General features: G+C 71.1%; 16 protein-coding genes. 7 read left to right on the forward strand and 9 right to left on the reverse strand.

What is annotated here, in order from left to right:
• Positions 1–44 precede the first annotated feature (44 nt).
• The 3 genes from pyk to ACYVLJ_RS14520 form a co-directional block, all read right to left on the reverse strand.
• Complete coding sequence (gene pyk / locus ACYVLJ_RS14510) at positions 45–1469, reverse strand: pyruvate kinase (protein ID WP_451973706.1); 1425 nt, start codon at positions 1467–1469, stop codon at positions 45–47.
• A gap of 92 nt (positions 1470–1561) precedes the next feature.
• The gene (locus ACYVLJ_RS14515) at positions 1562–2227 is read right to left on the reverse strand and encodes a DUF2461 domain-containing protein (protein WP_460438975.1); all 666 of its coding nucleotides are present in this window, start codon (positions 2225–2227) and stop codon (positions 1562–1564) included.
• Between the two features lie 55 nt (positions 2228–2282).
• Positions 2283–3506: a glycoside hydrolase family 18 protein gene (locus tag ACYVLJ_RS14520; protein ID WP_460438976.1), complete on the reverse strand. Its 1224-nt coding sequence runs from the start codon at positions 3504–3506 to the stop codon at positions 2283–2285.
• A 157-nt stretch (positions 3507–3663) separates the two neighbouring features.
• Between ACYVLJ_RS14520 and ACYVLJ_RS14525 the strand changes: the two genes are divergently transcribed.
• Positions 3664–3972 (forward strand): ArsR/SmtB family transcription factor, encoded by a 309-nt coding sequence (locus ACYVLJ_RS14525; protein WP_451974295.1) that lies wholly within the window; start codon positions 3664–3666, stop codon positions 3970–3972.
• A gap of 13 nt (positions 3973–3985) precedes the next feature.
• On the opposite strand, the gene ACYVLJ_RS14530 is transcribed toward ACYVLJ_RS14525, so the two are convergent.
• Together ACYVLJ_RS14530 and ACYVLJ_RS14535 are read right to left on the reverse strand one after the other, a co-directional pair.
• Positions 3986–4993, reverse strand: coding sequence for a hypothetical protein (locus ACYVLJ_RS14530; protein WP_460438977.1), 1008 nt, complete (start codon positions 4991–4993; stop codon positions 3986–3988).
• 137 nt (positions 4994–5130) lie between these two features.
• On the reverse strand, positions 5131–5472 hold the full coding sequence (locus ACYVLJ_RS14535) for a winged helix-turn-helix transcriptional regulator (RefSeq protein ID WP_460438978.1): 342 nt from the start codon (positions 5470–5472) through the stop codon (positions 5131–5133).
• Positions 5473–5539: 67 nt separating this feature from the next.
• Here ACYVLJ_RS14535 and ACYVLJ_RS14540 point away from each other — a divergent pair, with 67 nt between their 5' ends.
• Together ACYVLJ_RS14540 and ACYVLJ_RS14545 are read left to right on the forward strand one after the other, a co-directional pair.
• The gene (locus ACYVLJ_RS14540; protein WP_460438979.1) at positions 5540–6013 is read left to right on the forward strand and encodes a group II truncated hemoglobin; all 474 of its coding nucleotides are present in this window, start codon (positions 5540–5542) and stop codon (positions 6011–6013) included.
• 36 nt (positions 6014–6049) lie between these two features.
• Positions 6050–7486: an aromatic amino acid ammonia-lyase gene (locus tag ACYVLJ_RS14545; RefSeq protein ID WP_451973718.1), complete on the forward strand. Its 1437-nt coding sequence runs from the start codon at positions 6050–6052 to the stop codon at positions 7484–7486.
• 23 nt (positions 7487–7509) lie between these two features.
• On the opposite strand, the gene ACYVLJ_RS14550 is transcribed toward ACYVLJ_RS14545, so the two are convergent.
• Positions 7510–8535 (reverse strand): 6-phosphofructokinase, encoded by a 1026-nt coding sequence (locus ACYVLJ_RS14550; RefSeq protein WP_451973720.1) that lies wholly within the window; start codon positions 8533–8535, stop codon positions 7510–7512.
• A gap of 283 nt (positions 8536–8818) precedes the next feature.
• Here ACYVLJ_RS14550 and ACYVLJ_RS14555 point away from each other — a divergent pair, with 283 nt between their 5' ends.
• Positions 8819–9901 carry a 3-deoxy-7-phosphoheptulonate synthase gene (locus ACYVLJ_RS14555; protein ID WP_451973722.1) on the forward strand — a complete coding sequence of 361 codons (1083 nt, stop codon included), beginning with the start codon at positions 8819–8821 and terminating at the stop codon, positions 9899–9901.
• Positions 9902–9918: 17 nt separating this feature from the next.
• On the opposite strand, the gene ACYVLJ_RS14560 is transcribed toward ACYVLJ_RS14555, so the two are convergent.
• Positions 9919–10407, reverse strand: a complete 489-nt coding sequence (locus ACYVLJ_RS14560) for a polyadenylate-specific 3'-exoribonuclease AS (protein ID WP_451973724.1) — start codon at positions 10405–10407, stop codon at positions 9919–9921.
• A 17-nt stretch (positions 10408–10424) separates the two neighbouring features.
• Positions 10425–11186, reverse strand: coding sequence for a lysophospholipid acyltransferase family protein (locus ACYVLJ_RS14565; RefSeq protein WP_451973726.1), 762 nt, complete (start codon positions 11184–11186; stop codon positions 10425–10427).
• A 209-nt stretch (positions 11187–11395) separates the two neighbouring features.
• Between ACYVLJ_RS14565 and ACYVLJ_RS14570 the strand changes: the two genes are divergently transcribed.
• The 3 genes from ACYVLJ_RS14570 to ACYVLJ_RS14580 are packed head-to-tail and all read left to right on the forward strand — an operon-like array spanning position 11396 to position 13820.
• Complete coding sequence (locus ACYVLJ_RS14570; protein WP_451973728.1) at positions 11396–12163, forward strand: alpha/beta hydrolase; 768 nt, start codon at positions 11396–11398, stop codon at positions 12161–12163.
• Positions 12160–12669: a hypothetical protein gene (locus ACYVLJ_RS14575; RefSeq protein WP_451973730.1), complete on the forward strand. Its 510-nt coding sequence runs from the start codon at positions 12160–12162 to the stop codon at positions 12667–12669. The genes ACYVLJ_RS14570 and ACYVLJ_RS14575 overlap by 4 nt, the downstream gene beginning before the upstream one ends.
• Positions 12670–12680: 11 nt before the next feature.
• Complete coding sequence (locus tag ACYVLJ_RS14580) at positions 12681–13820, forward strand: glutamate--cysteine ligase (RefSeq protein WP_451973732.1); 1140 nt, start codon at positions 12681–12683, stop codon at positions 13818–13820.
• On the opposite strand, the gene ACYVLJ_RS14585 is transcribed toward ACYVLJ_RS14580, so the two are convergent.
• On the reverse strand, positions 13817–14659 hold the full coding sequence (locus tag ACYVLJ_RS14585; RefSeq protein ID WP_460438980.1) for an NUDIX domain-containing protein: 843 nt from the start codon (positions 14657–14659) through the stop codon (positions 13817–13819). The two genes, ACYVLJ_RS14580 and ACYVLJ_RS14585, sit on opposite strands and share 4 nt — an antisense overlap.
• Positions 14660–14673 lie beyond the last annotated feature (14 nt).

Genomic DNA, 14673 nt, shown 5'->3' on the forward strand with positions numbered 1-14673 from the left:
GGGGAGGAAGGTGGAGCCTATGTGCTGCGGGGGTGGGACGTCCCTTATGCGTGGTCGTCTTCACCGAGGCGGTGCACGTGGATCAGGTTGGTCGAGCCGACGGTGCCCGGCGGGGAACCGGCGACGATGACGACCAGGTCGCCCTTCTGGTACTTGCCCATTTCGAGCATCGCGTGGTCGACCTGCTGGATCATCTGGTCGGTCGAGTCCACCCGCGGCACGATGTGGGTGTTGGTGCCCCAGGTCATCGACAGCTGGCTGCGCACGCAGTCCTCCGGCGTGAACGCCAGCAGCGGCAGCCGCGTGTGCAGCCGGGCCAGGCGGCGCACGGTGTCGCCGGACTGCGTGAAGGCGACCAGGGCCTTGGCGTTCAGCCGCTCGCCGATGTCGCGGGCGGCGTAGGAGATCACGCCGCGCTTGGTGCGCGGGACGTGCGTCAGCGGCGGCACGACCGGCGAGTCGGTCTCGACCGCCTCGACGATCCGGCCCATGGTCTGCACGGTCTCGATCGGGTAGCGCCCGACGCTGGTCTCGCCGGACAGCATCACCGCGTCGGTGCCGTCGAGCACCGCGTTCGCGACGTCGGAGGCCTCGGCGCGGGTCGGCCGGGAGTTGTTGATCATCGACTCGAGCATCTGCGTCGCGACGATGACCGGCTTCGCGTTCTCGCGGCAGATCTGGATGGCGCGCTTCTGCACCAGCGGGACCTGCTCCAGCGGCAGCTCGACGCCCAGGTCGCCGCGGGCGACCATCACCGCGTCGAAGGCCAGCACGATGGCCTCGAGGTTGTAGACGGCCTCGGGCTTCTCGATCTTGGCCACGACCGGCAGCCGGCCCTTGCCGACCCGGTCCATCACCTGGTGGACCAGGTCGATGTCGGCGGGCGAGCGCACGAAGGACAGGGCGATGAAGTCGACGCCCAGCTCGAGCGCGAACTCGAGGTCCTCGATGTCCTTCTCGGACAGCGCGGGCACCGAGACGTCCATGCCGGGCAGCGAGACGCCCTTGTTGTTGCTGACGGGGCCGCCTTCGGTCACCTCGCAGACCACGTCCGGACCTTCGACGCCCTTGACCACCAGGCCGACCTTGCCGTCGTCGACCAGCAGGCGGTCACCGGGCTTGGCGTCCTTCGCCAGGCCCTTGTAGGTGGTGGAGACGCGGTCGTGGGTGCCGGCGACGTCTTCGACCGTGATCCGGACGATGTCGCCGTTGTGCCACTCGACCGGTCCGCCGGCGAAGGTGCCGAGGCGGATCTTCGGGCCCTGGAGGTCGGCGAGGATGCCGACCGCCCGGCCGCTCTCGGCGGCCGCGGCCCGGATGAGGTCGTAGACCTCCTTGTGGTCGCTGTGGCTGCCGTGGCTGAAGTTCATCCTGGCCACGTCCATGCCCGCGTCGACGAGGGCCCGCATCTTCTCCGGCGTCGCCGTCGCGGGGCCCAGGGTACAAACGATCTTCGCTCGTCGGCTCACGTTCGCACAGCGTAGTCCCTCGCCGCGCGTTCGTCTGTACCGATCCCGAAAAGTTCAGAAAAACTGTTCAGAAACCCGTCCTGTCCAGCTGGTCAGCGCCGGGGCAGTTCACTGGGCCCGACGCGGTCGCGGGCCCACTCGTTGAACTCGCGCACCTGCCGCCACGCCTTCTTCACCCGATCGAGGGCACCCCGTTCGTGCAGGACGTCGTCCGGTTCCCAGACGCGGACCGCGTACACCGAGCGGTACCGCAGCAGGTCGAGGCGGGGGTGGTCGGCGTCGAAGCCGCGGGGCTTGGACTTCAGCCGGTCGCCGCGGACCTCCCAGCCGGCCTTCCGGAGCTTGGCGAGGATCTTCTCCAGCGCTTGGCCGTGCAACTCGGTGTCGACGGCCGTGCGGAACCGGGCGATCTGGTCGGACTGCAGGTGGAAGCAGCCGCCGCCGACGCGCAGGCCTTCCGGGCCCACCTCGACGTAGTACGCGCCGCCGCCGCGGCCCTGCTCGATCACCGCGCCGCAGTGGGTCTTGTACGGCGTCTTGTCCTTCGCGAACCGGACGTCGCGGTAGGGGCGGAACACCTTGGGTTCGCCGAAGCCGTCGGAGAACTCGGGCGCGAGCTCGGCGAGCAGCGCCTCCATCGGGGCGCGGACGTCGGACTTGTACGTCTCGACGTGGTCGTCCCAGTAGGGCTTCGAGTTGTCCTGCACGAGGCCGTCGTAGAAGTCGACGGCGTACTCGCCGAATCCGCTGAACGTCACGGTGCAGAACGATAATCGGGGGCACCGACAAGTTTCGCCGGCGCCCCCGAGGGCGTCACTTCGCGACGGCCGTGATCAGCTCGCCGTCCGTGGTGTCGCCCGAAAGCTCCCAGAACATCGCGCCGCCGAGGCCCTGCTGCCTGGCGTAGCCGAGCTTGCCGGCGATGGTCGACGGGGTGTCGTAGCTCCACCAGTTGCCACCGCACTTGGCGTAGGCGGTCCCGGCGACCGTGCCGGTCGACGGGCACGAGCTCTTGAGCACCTTGTAGTCCTCGATGCCCTGCTCGTACTTACCGGGCGCCGGGCCGGTCGCGGTGCCGCCCGGGGCGTCCTGCGTGACGCCGGTCCAGCCGCGGCCGTAGAAGCCGATGCCCAGCAGCAGCTTGCTCGCCGGGACGCCCTTGCTCTTGAGCTTCTGGATCGCGGCGTCGGAGTAGAAGCCCGCGGTCGGGATGCCGTCGTAGCTGCTCAGCGGCGAGTGCGGGGCGGTCGGGCCCTGCGCGGCCCAGGCGCCGAAGTAGTCGTAGGTCATCACGTTGTACCAGTCGACGTCCTGCGCGGCGCCGCCGTAGTCGGCCGCGTCGATCTTGCCGCCGTCGGTGCCGTCGGCGGTGATCGCCGCGGTGACCAGCTGGGAGCCGAACTTGGCGCGCAGCGCGGACAGCACGTTCTTGTAGGCCGCGGCGCCGCTGGTGTCACAGGAGAGCCCGCACGCGTTGGGGTACTCCCAGTCGATGTCGATGCCGTCGAAGACGCCGGCCCAGCGCGGGTCGTTGACGAGGTTGTAGCAGGAGTCGGCGAAGGCGGCGGGGTTCTGCGCGGCCTGCCCGAAACCGCCCGACCAGGTCCAGCCGCCGAAGGACCAGAGGACCTTCAGGCCGGGGTGCTTGGCCTTGAGCTTCTTGAGCTGGTTGAAGCTGCCGGCGAGCGGCTGGTCCCAGGTGTCGGCGACGCCGTCGACGCTGCCGGCGGCGTCGTAGGTCTTCTGGTAGTCGGCGTAGGCGTCGCCGATCGCGCAGCCGCCGTTCGTCACGTTGCCGAAGGCGTAGTTGATGTGCGTCAGCTTGTCCGCGGAACCCGACGTCTCGATGTTCTTGACGTGGTAGTTCCGGTCGTAGACCCCCCATTCGGTGAAGTAGCCGACGACCTTGCCGACGGAGGCTTCGGTTCTCGCGGGAGCACCGGTCGCGGCGACGGCGGTGAACCCGCCCGCCACGAGCCCGGCGGCGACCGCCGCGGTGAGCAGCGCCGAGAAGCTCTTCCTGCGAAAACGGGACATGCCTTCTCCCTCCGGAGAATTACTCACGGCCACGGTGCCGGAGTGGTGGGGACCACACCACCGTAAGTGGACTAGACCATTAGGTCAATGGTTCAGACCAAGCGCCGGTGCGCATGCCTTGACAGGAATATGCCGCGCGGAGCACATTTCAGGGGTGATGCAGACGTTCGAGGTGCTGGCCGAGCCGCGCCGCCGCACGATCCTGGACCTGCTGCGCGACGGCGAGCGCTCGGTGGGCGAGCTGGTCGACGAGCTGTCGCTCAGCCAGCCCGCGGTGTCCAAGCACCTGCGGGTGCTGCGGGAGGCCGGGCTCGTGACGGTCCGGGTGGCGGCCCAGCGGCGGTGCTACGCACTGCGCCCCGCCCCCCTGGCGGAGGTCGACGCCTGGCTGGCGCCCTACCGGCAGTTCTGGTCGGACCGCCTGGACGCCTTGGAGCGCCGCCTGGACGAAACCGACCCCCGCTGACGGCGCCGGTCCGCTATCGCTTCGCGCTCTTGCCCGTGGCCCCCTTGCGCCCGGTTTCCGCTTTCCCGCCCGTTTTTCGTGCAGGCTTCCGCCACGCTTTCCGGACACCGCGCACACCACGCCCGACCTTGGCCAGCCAGCCCAGGACCGCGAGCACCACGACACCCAGACCACCGGCGAGCCAGATGATCTTCTTCCCGGTTTCCCCCACGTCCCACCCGGAAGCGGCCGCACCGGAACCTGCCGACGCGGCCGGCCGCGAGGCCTGCCCCGGCGAGGCGGGTTCAGCCGCCGTGGCGGACAGGCTCGGCTCGCTGACGTCGACGACCGACAAGTAGGTCAAAGTTTGCGCGGCACCGTCTCCAGCGGTGGCACCCGAGGCACTCTCGGCACCGACGACAGCCGGTTGGAGCTCCAGGCGCAGCCGGCGCGAGCCGGCCGTGTTTCCGGTGACGGACCAGCTCCAGTTCAGCAGGCCGGCCGGGTTGAAGGAGCGTGAAGTCCAAGCCGGGGGATCGACCGACATCGAATCGTCCCCGACCAGCCGCGCGCTGAGCACGCATTTGACATCCAGGGACGACCCCATGAGATCGAAACCGGGAATCACCTGCTCCGGCGGCAACGGATGATCCCTGACGTCGACGGCGGCGAGGTAAACCCCGGGAACACTTTTCTCCAGGTCGAGCTTCTGCGGATAGTCGATCTGCGCGATCCGCCAATGCTCGGCGCTGAGGCGGCATTCTTCGACGAACTCTTGCAGCGGCTGTGGATCAGCGGGCGGGCTCGAACCGGGTGCGGTCGGTTGAGGGGCGTACACGGTCGCGGGCGGCGGCGTTTCCCCTGTCGGCGACTCGGTTGCCGGCGCTCCGACCTGCGGTGCTCCACTGACAGCCGGCCCGGAACCGGCCGAATGGAGCGCGAGCGGCAGGAGGCCGATCGCCAGCGCGACGATCAGCCAACCAACCAGCAAGATGGCGTGCGGTCGACGAGGAAAACGCGGATTTCGGTGTTCGCTGCCCACTTGACTTCACCCTGCCTGCTCGATTACCTCACAGACTCGCGAGCCGGATCGTCTCCGTTACGGCAGGAAGCGGCGTTCACCGGATGGACGGACCGGTAACCGGAATTCACGACTGGACCGCGCAATCGGGCGAACAGTCATCCGCGCTCGGCCGGCTCGAAGGCGATGCCCGCCTCGGCCGCGCGGCGCTCGCCCCACTCGTACAGCGCCGTCAACGCCGGGCGGAGCTCCTGCCCCACCTCCGTCAGGTGGTACTCGACGCGCGGGACCCGGCCGTCGAGCTCGACGCGGCGGACTATCCCGTCCGCCGCCAGCTCGCGCAGCTGCTGGGTCAGCATCTTCTCGCTCACCCCCGGCATCCGCCGCCGGAGTTCGCCGTAGCGGTGCGCGCCTTCCTTGAGGTGCGCCAGGATCACCGGCTTCCACTTGCCGCCGATCAGGTCGACCGCCAGCTCCACCGCGCAGTGGTAGCGCTTCATCCCGCCCTCCCTACGCACCGGAAAGTACGTGGTTGCCCGGCCGGGGCACCACTGGTTGCCTGGTCCCGTGATCGTGCCAGAAACCCCGAGCCTCTATGACTGGGCCGGCGGCCACGAGGCCCTCGTCAAGCTGCTGACGATCTTCTACGGCCACGTCCTCGAGGACCCGCTGCTCGAACCCGTCTTCCGCGGCATGGACCCGGACCACCCGAAGCACGTCGCGGTGTGGCTCGGCGAGGTCTTCGGCGGGCCGGCCGGCTACTCCGCGAGCCACGGCGGCCACGCGCACATGGTCGGCAGGCACCTCGGCCGCGGGATCACCGAGCAGCAGCGCCGCCGCTGGGTGTCGCTGCTGCTCGACGCCGCCGACGAAGCCGGCTTGCCCGGCGACCCCGAGTTCCGGGCCGCGTTCGCCGGCTACCTCGAGTGGGGCAGCCGCCTGGCCGTGCTCTTCTCCGCGCCCGGCGCCGAGCCGGACCCGCACGAACCGGTGCCGCACTGGGACTGGCCGATGCCGCCCTGGCAGCCACCGGCGTCCTAGCCGCATAGTGAAGGGCAGCCGGAAAGGAGGCCGCCCGTGATCCGGGTCGACGGCCGGACCCTGCGCTGCGCGGACGTGGTGACCGCGGCGCGCACCGGGGGTCCGCTGGGCATCGACGTCTCGATCGCCGCCCTGCGCGCGGCCGAGCACGCCTGGAAGCTCGCCGACGAGCTGAGCACGCGGCGGCTGGTCTACGGCCGCACCACCGGCGTCGGCGCCAACAAGGACGACACCGTCGAGAGCTCACAGGAACACGGGCTGCGGCTGCTGCGCAGCCACGCGGGCGGCAGCGGCGACGAGATGCCCGCCGCGCAGGTGCGCGCGATGATGCTGATCCGCCTGAACCAGCTGCTGGCCGGGCGGTCGGGGATCAGTCCCGAGCTGATCGGCGCGCTGGCCGAGGCCGTCCGCTCCGGCGCGCTGCCGCTGGTCCACCGGCTCGGCGCGATCGGCACCGGCGACCTCGCGCCGCTCGCGGAGACCGCGCTGGCCCTCACCGGCGAACGGCCGTGGGTCACCGGGACCGTGCCGCCGGTGCCGGTGCTCGCGGGTGACGCGCTGGCGTTCATGAGCAGCAACGCCGCCACCCTCGCCGAGGCGACCCTCGCCGCGATGCGGCTCGACACGCTCACGCGCGCCAGCCACGCCGTCGCCGCGCTGACCTACGTCGCGCTCGACGGCAACCCCGAGGCGTACGCGACGCCGGTGCACGAAGCTCGTCCGCACGCGGGGCAGGTCGCCTGCGCCGCGGAGATGCGGCGGCTGCTGGGCATGCACCAGACGCCGAAGCCGGGACGGCGGATCCAGGACCCGTTCGGCCTGCGGGCGTTCCCGCAGGTCCAGGGCCCGGCGCTGGACGCCATCCACTACCTGCGGGACGTCCTGGCCGTCGAGATCAACGCGAGCACCGAGAACCCGATGATCTCGACGGTGCACGGCGACGCCTACCACCACGCGCACTTCCACACGGCGTACGTCTCGACGGCGCTGGACCAGGCGCGGGCGACCGTCCACCAGGTGGCGGAGCTGTCGGTGGCGCGGCTGGGCGACCTGGTGGAGCCGGAGTTCACCGGGCTGCGGCCGTTCCTCGCGGCGGGCCCGGCGGGCAGCTCCGGCGTGATGATCCTGGAGTACGTGGCGCACGACGCGCTCACGGAACTGCGGCAGGCGGCGCTGCCGGCGACGCTCGGCACGGCCGTCGTCTCACGCGGGATCGAGGACCACGCGAGCTTCTCGACGCAGGCCGCCCGCGCCGCGACGGCCGCCTGCGCGGCTTACCAGCAGGTGCTGGCGTGCGAGCTGGTCGCGGCGGTCCGCGCGCTGCGGATGCGCGACGCCGACCTGGTCGACCTGCCGGTGCGGGACGCCTACGACGCGGCGGCCGCGGTGCTCGACGAGAGCGTCGACGACCGGCCCCTCACCGACGACATCGCCGCCGCGGTCGGCGTCCTGGACTCACTGGCCCGGATCTGACGCCGACCGCGGCGGGCGAGGACTCAGCCGAAGAAGACTTCGGCTTCCTGGTAGCGCTCGGCCGGGACCGTCTTCAGCTCGGCCGTCGCCTCGGACAGCTTCACGCGGACGATGTCCGTGCCCTTGAGGGCGACCATCACGCCGAAGTCGCCGTCGGCCACCGCGTCGACCGCGTTGAGGCCGAAGCGCGTCGCCAGCACGCGGTCGTACGCCGTCGGGGTGCCGCCGCGCTGGACGTGGCCCAGCACGACCGCGCGGGACTCCTTGCCGGTGCGGTGGGCGATCTCGTCGGCCAGCCAGGTGCCGATGCCGCCGAGGCGGACGTGCCCGAAGGCGTCCTTCTCGCCGGTGAGCAGCTTCTCCTCGCCGCCCTCGGGCAGCGCGCCCTCGGCGACGACGATGATCGGCGCGAACTCCTTCTCGAAGCGGCGCTCGACCCAGGAGACGACCTGGTCGACGTTGAAGTGCCGCTCCGGCACCAGGATCACGCTCGCGCCGCCGGCCAGGCCGGAGTGCAGCGCGATCCAGCCGGCGTGGCGGCCCATGACCTCGACGACCAGCGCGCGGTGGTGCGACTCGGCCGTGGTGTGCAGCCGGTCGATCGCCTCGGTCGCGATGGAGACCGCGGTGTCGAAGCCGAAGGTGTAGTCGGTGGCGCCCAGGTCGTTGTCGATCGTCTTGGGCACGCCCACGACGCCGACGCCGTCGTCGGTCAGCCGCTTCGCGACGCCGAGGGTGTCCTCGCCGCCGATCGCGATCAGCGCGTCGACGCCCTGGTCGGCGAGCACCTGCTTGATCTTCTCGACGCCGCCGTCGACCTTGTACGGGTTGGTGCGCGAGGACCGCAGGATCGTGCCGCCGCGGGTCAGGATGTCCTCGACGTCGTTGAGGCCGAGCGGGCGGCTGTCGCCGGTCAGCGGGCCGTTCCAGCCGTTGCGGAAGCCCACGAAGTCCCAGCCGTGCACCTCGATGCCCTTACGCACCACCGCGCGGATCACCGCGTTGAGCCCCGGGCAGTCGCCGCCGCCGGTCAGCACACCGACACGCATGAGAAGCCTCCGTCTGTTCTCTGGAGATGACAGTCACATTTCGTCAAGCGCCAGCGTAGCGGCAATCGTCTGGATCGGTGCAGCCCGTACCACCTGCCGAATCGGTCCGGCTCCGCTGTGTGCTACGTTGACTGCGTGCGGCGCTATTTCTGGTTTACGAAGCCGGCCCCGGGTGGGCTCGGCGGCGTGAACCTGCGCTGACATCCACCCCCGAGCCGGATTTCGAAACCGGCTCGGCGAACTTTCCGCGGGTCGGTGTCCACCAGGAAGGACCACTCCCGCGATGACCCCCTCAGCAGGCCCCGCCGTCATGGGCGACCTCGACGCCGCGCGCACCACGTCGATCAGCCCGCTCATTTCGCCCGCGCTGCTGCGCGAAGACCATCCGGTCGACGCCGCGGTCGCCAAGGTCGTGCACCAGGGCCGCGCCGACACGATCGACATCCTCGAGGGCCGCGACGACCGGCTGCTCGTCGTGGTCGGCCCGTGCTCGGTGCACGACCCGGAAGCCGGCCTCGACTACGCCCGCCGGCTGGCCGCGAAGGCCGAGGAACTGCACAGCGAACTGCACGTCGTGATGCGCGTGTACTTCGAAAAGCCGCGCACCACGCTGGGCTGGAAGGGCCTGATCAACGACCCGGACCTCGACGGCACCTTCGCCGTCAACAAGGGCCTGCGGATGGCGCGCAAGCTGCTGCTCGACGTCTCCGCGCTGGGCCTGCCGGTCGGCTGCGAGTTCCTCGACCCGATCACGCCGCAGTTCATCTCGGACATCGTCACGTGGGGCTCGATCGGCGCCCGGACCGCCGCCAGCCAGGTGCACCGCCAGATGTGCAGCGCGCTGTCGATGCCGGTGGGCATCAAGAACTCGACCGAGGGCGACGTCCAGGTGGCGGTCGACGCGACCCGCGCGGCCGCGGCGAGCCACGTGTTCCCGGGCATCAGCACCGACGGCCTGGCGGCCCTGCTGACGACGGCGGGCAACCCGGACTGCCACGTTATCCTGCGCGGCCACAACGGCGGCCCGAACTACGACGCGGCCACGGTGGCGGACACCCTCGCGCGGCTGGCGAAGTCGGGCCTGCCGGAACGCGTGATCATCGACGCCTCGCACGGCAACAGCGGCAAGGACCACGTCCGGCAGGCTTCCGTGGTGCGCGAGCTGGCGGCGCGGATCGCGGCCGGTGAGCGCGGGATTTCGGGCCTCATGATGGAGAGCTTCCTGGCCGGCGGGCGGCAGGACCTGTCGCTGGGCCACCCGGAGAAGCTGACGTACGGGCAGTCGATCACCGACGCGTGCCTGGCTTGGGACGACACGGCGCCGCTGCTGGACGAGCTGGCCGCGGCGGTGCGGGCGCGCCGCTGACGCCGTGCGCCGCGGCGTCAGCGCCCGTGGAAGTGCTCCTCGATGACTTCCCAGCGGGCCAGGTTGTGCTTCGCGTCCGCCAGGGCGTCGTGCTGGTCGGTGGGGGCGGCCGGGAGCTTCGGCTTCCCGGCGTCCTCCCACCGCTGGCGCAGGTCGCGCGTGAAGCGCGGCAGCTGGCGCGGCAGGGCCGGCATCGGGCCCCACAGCTGGGCCAGCGCGACGTGGTCGTACGCCGCGAACCAGGCCCACAGCTCGATGCCGCCCGGGGGCTTGCCGAAGAACTCCAGCAGGTCGGCGCGGATCTTTTCGCGGCTGCGCCACGCCGGGTCCGCCGGGGACGGCAGCTTGTCCAGGACGTTGTCGCGCACCCACGCGCCCGCGCGCGCCGGGTCGAACTCCGTCGAGACCGCGTAGAACTCGCGGCCCCGCTCGTCAACGACACCGATGGACACCAGATCGATGGTCACGCCGTCTTCGATGAATTCGGTGTCGTAGAAAAAACGCACCGGTGAACCGTAGTCGGTCAGCCGACCTTGGACTCAGGCACCCGGGCCGCGTCGGAGGCAGACGGCTGGGCCGGCACCTTCGGCTTGACCCCGGCGGCCTCCGCGGCCAGCAGTTCCTTGGCCTTCGCCGCGTAGATGTCGACGTACTCCTGGCCCGAAAGCTCCATCAGCGCGTACATGATCTCGTCGGTGATCGACCGCTCGATGAACCGGTCGCCGGCCAGGCCCTCGTAGCGCGAGAAGTCCAGCGGCTTGCCGAAGCGGACCTCGAGGCGGCGCGGCCACCACATCTTGGAGCCGATCGGGTTGACCTTGTCGGTGCCGATCATCGCCACCGGGACGACGACGCCGCCGGACTCCAGGGCGATCCGGGCGACGCCGGTCTTGCCCTTGTACAGCCGGCCGTCCGGCGAGCGGGTGCCCTCGGGGTAGATGCCGAGCAGGTGACCGGCCTTGACCAGGCGGGTCGCCGTGTCGAGCGCGGCCTGGGCGGCGTTGCCGCCGGAGCGGTCGATCGGGAACTGGCCGACGCCGGTGAAGAACCACTTCTTGAGCAGGCCCTTGAAGCCCGGCTCGGTGAAGTACTCGGACTTGGCCGGGAAGGTCACCTTGCGCTTGACCCGCAGCGGCATGAAGAAGGAGTCCGCGACCGCCAGGTGGTTGCCCGCCAGGATCGCGCCGCCGCTCTCGGGGATGTTCTCCGCGCCGACGACCTTGGTCGGCCACAGCGTCTTGAGCAGCGGTCCGATGAATACCCACTTCATGAGCCAGTACAGCACCGGTGCCTCAGTCCTCCATCGCAGCTCAGCCCCTGTCACCCGCGCGGGACAGCCTACGAACCCCGGCGGCCGCCGCACAACGGAGACCACCCGGTTACCCGACGGCAGCGATCGATCTCACAGGGAATTCCGGGCCCGGCCGGAGCCCCACAACGCCCGCGAGCCGTGAGAGCATGGACGAATCCACCGCTCACACGGAAGGCGATCGCATGGGCGTGCTCGCCGGCGCGGAACCGTTCGGCCACACCGGTTCGGCCGAGACCGGGTTCCTGCTCTGCCACGGGTTCACCGGTACCCCGGCGAGCATGCGGGCCTGGGGTGACCACCTGGCCGGAGCCGGGTTCACGGTGCGCTGCCCGCTGCTGCCGGGCCACGGGACCCGCTGGCCGGACCTCAACCGCACGACGTGGGAAGACTGGTACGGCACGGTCCGCGAAGCGCTCCTCGAGCTGCTCTCGACGTGCAAGACCGTGTTCGTCGGCGGCCTGTCGATGGGCGGCACCCTCACGCTGCGCCTCGCCGAGGAGTTCGGCGACCGGATCGCCGGGATCGTCCTGGTCAACCCGTCGGTGACGCGGCTGAAGTGGGACACGAAGCTGCTGCCGGTGCTGGGCCGGATCGTGCCGTCGGTGCCGGCGATCGCGAACGACATCAAGAAGCCGGGCGAGACGGAGCTGGCCTACCCGCGGACGCCGGTGCGGGCCGCGGCGAGCCTGGCGAAGCTGTGGGCGGTCGTGCGCGCGGACCTGGCGAAGGTGACGCAGCCGGTGCTGCTGCTGCACTCGTCGGTCGACCACGTCGTCGAGCCGGTGAACTCGCAGCTGGTGCTGCAGGGGGTGGCCAGCACCGACGTCACCGAAGTGGTGCTGGAGAACAGCTACCACGTGGCGACGCAGGACAATGACGCCGAAGTGATCTTCACCCGCAGCGTCGAGTTCGCGAAGGCGCACGCCGCCCAGCCGGAGGAGACCGCATGAGCCGGGGGAAGGACGGGCCGGAGGACGTCGACGCGACGTTCGCCGAGATCGTCGCCGACCTGCGGGCCGGGGGGTTCGGGCTGCCCGAAGAGGACACCGCGGACACCGCCGGGACCGCGCTGAGCGCGGAAGGAGACTCGCGCAAGGCACCGGAACGGCCCGCCGAGCCACCCGCCGTGGACTCGCCGCCGGACACCGGCTGGCGCTCCGGGGGCACGACGTGGGACACCACGATGTTCTCCGACGACCCGGCGGGCGACGACGAGCACTACGTCCCGCCGGAGCCGCCGCCGCTGCCGCGGCCGAAGATGGGCGCGTTCCTCATCCTGTTGCTGTTCCTGGCCGGGCTGTTCCTGCTGATCCTGCCGAACGCCATCGGCGTCGGCCCGACGGTGGCGACGCCGCTGGGCATCCTCGCGCTCGCGACGTCGATCGCGCTGCTGCTGCTCCGCGTGCGCCAGGGGCCGCCGCCCGGCGCCGATCCCAGCAACGGCGCCCAGGTCTGACGCCGGCGCCGATGCACATCGAGTTCAGCCCTTCGCGGCGCTCCACCGTCGGCGCGGAATGGGAGCTCGGGCTGGTCGACCGGCGCAGCGGCGAGCTGTCGTCCGCGGCCGGGCAGATCCTCGAAGCCGTGCGCCCGGACGGCGCGGCCGAGCACCCGAAGATCAAGCAGGAGCTGCTGCTCAACACCGTCGAGGTGATCACCGGCGTCTGCGACACCATCGCCGAGGTGAAGGCCGACCTGGCCGGGTCGCTCGACGTGCTGCACGGCGTCGCCGACCCGCTCGGCGTCGAGATGTTCTCCGCCGGGACGCACCCGTTTTCCAACTGGTACCAGCAGAAGGTCACCGACAAGGAGCGCTACGCCAAGCTGATCGACCGGACGCAGTGGTGGGGCCGGCAGATGCTGATCTACGGCGTGCACGTCCACGTCGGCGTCGACCACCGCGACAAGGTGCTGCCGATCCTCGACGCGCTGCTCAACTACGCGCCGCACCTGCAGGCACTTTCGGCGTCTTCGCCGTACTGGGGCGCCGAGGACACCGGGTACGCGTCGAACCGGGCGCTGATGTTCCAGCAGCTGCCGACGGCCGGGCTGCCGTTCCAGTTCCGGAAGTGGGCCGAGCTGGAGAGCTACGTCGAGGACATGTTCACCACCGGCGTGATCGACCACTTCTCGGAGATCCGCTGGGACATCCGGCCGGCGCCGCACCTGGGCACGATCGAGATGCGCGTCTGCGACGGCCTGCCGACGCTGGAGGAGGTCGGCGCGATCTCGGCGCTGACGCAGTGCCTGGTCGACGACTTCAGCGAGCGTCTCGACGACGGCGAGATCCTGCCGACGCTGCCGCCGTGGCACGTCCAGGAGAACAAGTGGCGCGCGGCCCGCTACGGCACCGACGCGATCATCATCCTGGACGCGGCCGGGCGCGAGCGGCTGGTCACCGACGACGTCGCCGACCTGCTGGACCGCCTGGAGCCGGTGGCGCGGCGGCTGGACTGCGTGAGCGAGCTGCGCGACGTCGAGACGATCCTGCGGTACGGGCCGAGCTACCGGCGGCAGCGCGCGGTCGCCGAACAGCACAAGGGCAGCCTGAAGGCCGTGATGGCGTCGCTGGTCGCCGAGATGCGCGACGGCATCCCGAAGGATTAGAGCTCGTCAAGCCGGCTGCGGAGCGTGCCCGGGCCGAGGATCGACGCGCCGAGGGCCTGGACACGGCCGCGCAGTTCGCGGTCGGCCGTCGCCACGAGGACGCGGGCCTTCTCCTGCGCCACGACTTCGACGATCTTCGAGTCGCCGTCGGTGTCGGCCGCGACGACCTCGACGCCCGGCACGCCGGTGACGTGCTTGGCCTGGCCCTCGACGACCAGGACGATCCGCGGCCACCACGTGATCGCCGGGTCGTCCGGGTCCGGCACGCCCGCTTCCGCGAGCTTCGCGAGTTGGTCGCGCAGGCGCTCCGCGGCGCCGTGCCGGTCGCGCCACCAGCCGTCCGGCCGCGAGCCGACGACGTTGGCCGCGTCCACCACCAGGACCAGCTCCTGCCCGACGCGGTCGCGCAGGTCCGGCCAGGCGGCGGCGAAGTCGCGGTGCAGCCGGTACCCGGGCACGTCGTCGGGGTCCACCCAGCGCACCTCCGCACTTTCGGTGTTGGCGACCCGCGCCTCGGCCCCGTCGGCCAGGGCGAGGACGGTCGTGTAGCTCCACTCCCCATGGTCCACCACGGACGCGGAGACCGCCCGGAACGCCTCGGCGGGGACGGACGCCTCTTCGAGTGCTTCGCGCGCGGCCGCGGTCACGGCGGTCTCCCCCGCCTCGATGGCGCCGCCGGGCAGCGCCCAGGTGCGGCCGTGGTGCACCCACCAGGCGCGGCGCTGCAGCAGGACGCCCCGTGCGGGGTCGACGAGCAACAGGCCCGCCGCGCCGTAGCGGCCCCAGTGCACGTGCCCGCGGGAACACCGGACGAAGACGCTGGCGGAGGCGGGACTCACCGGCCCAGCCTGTC

The sequence above is a fragment of the Amycolatopsis stemonae genome (genome assembly GCF_054781455.1).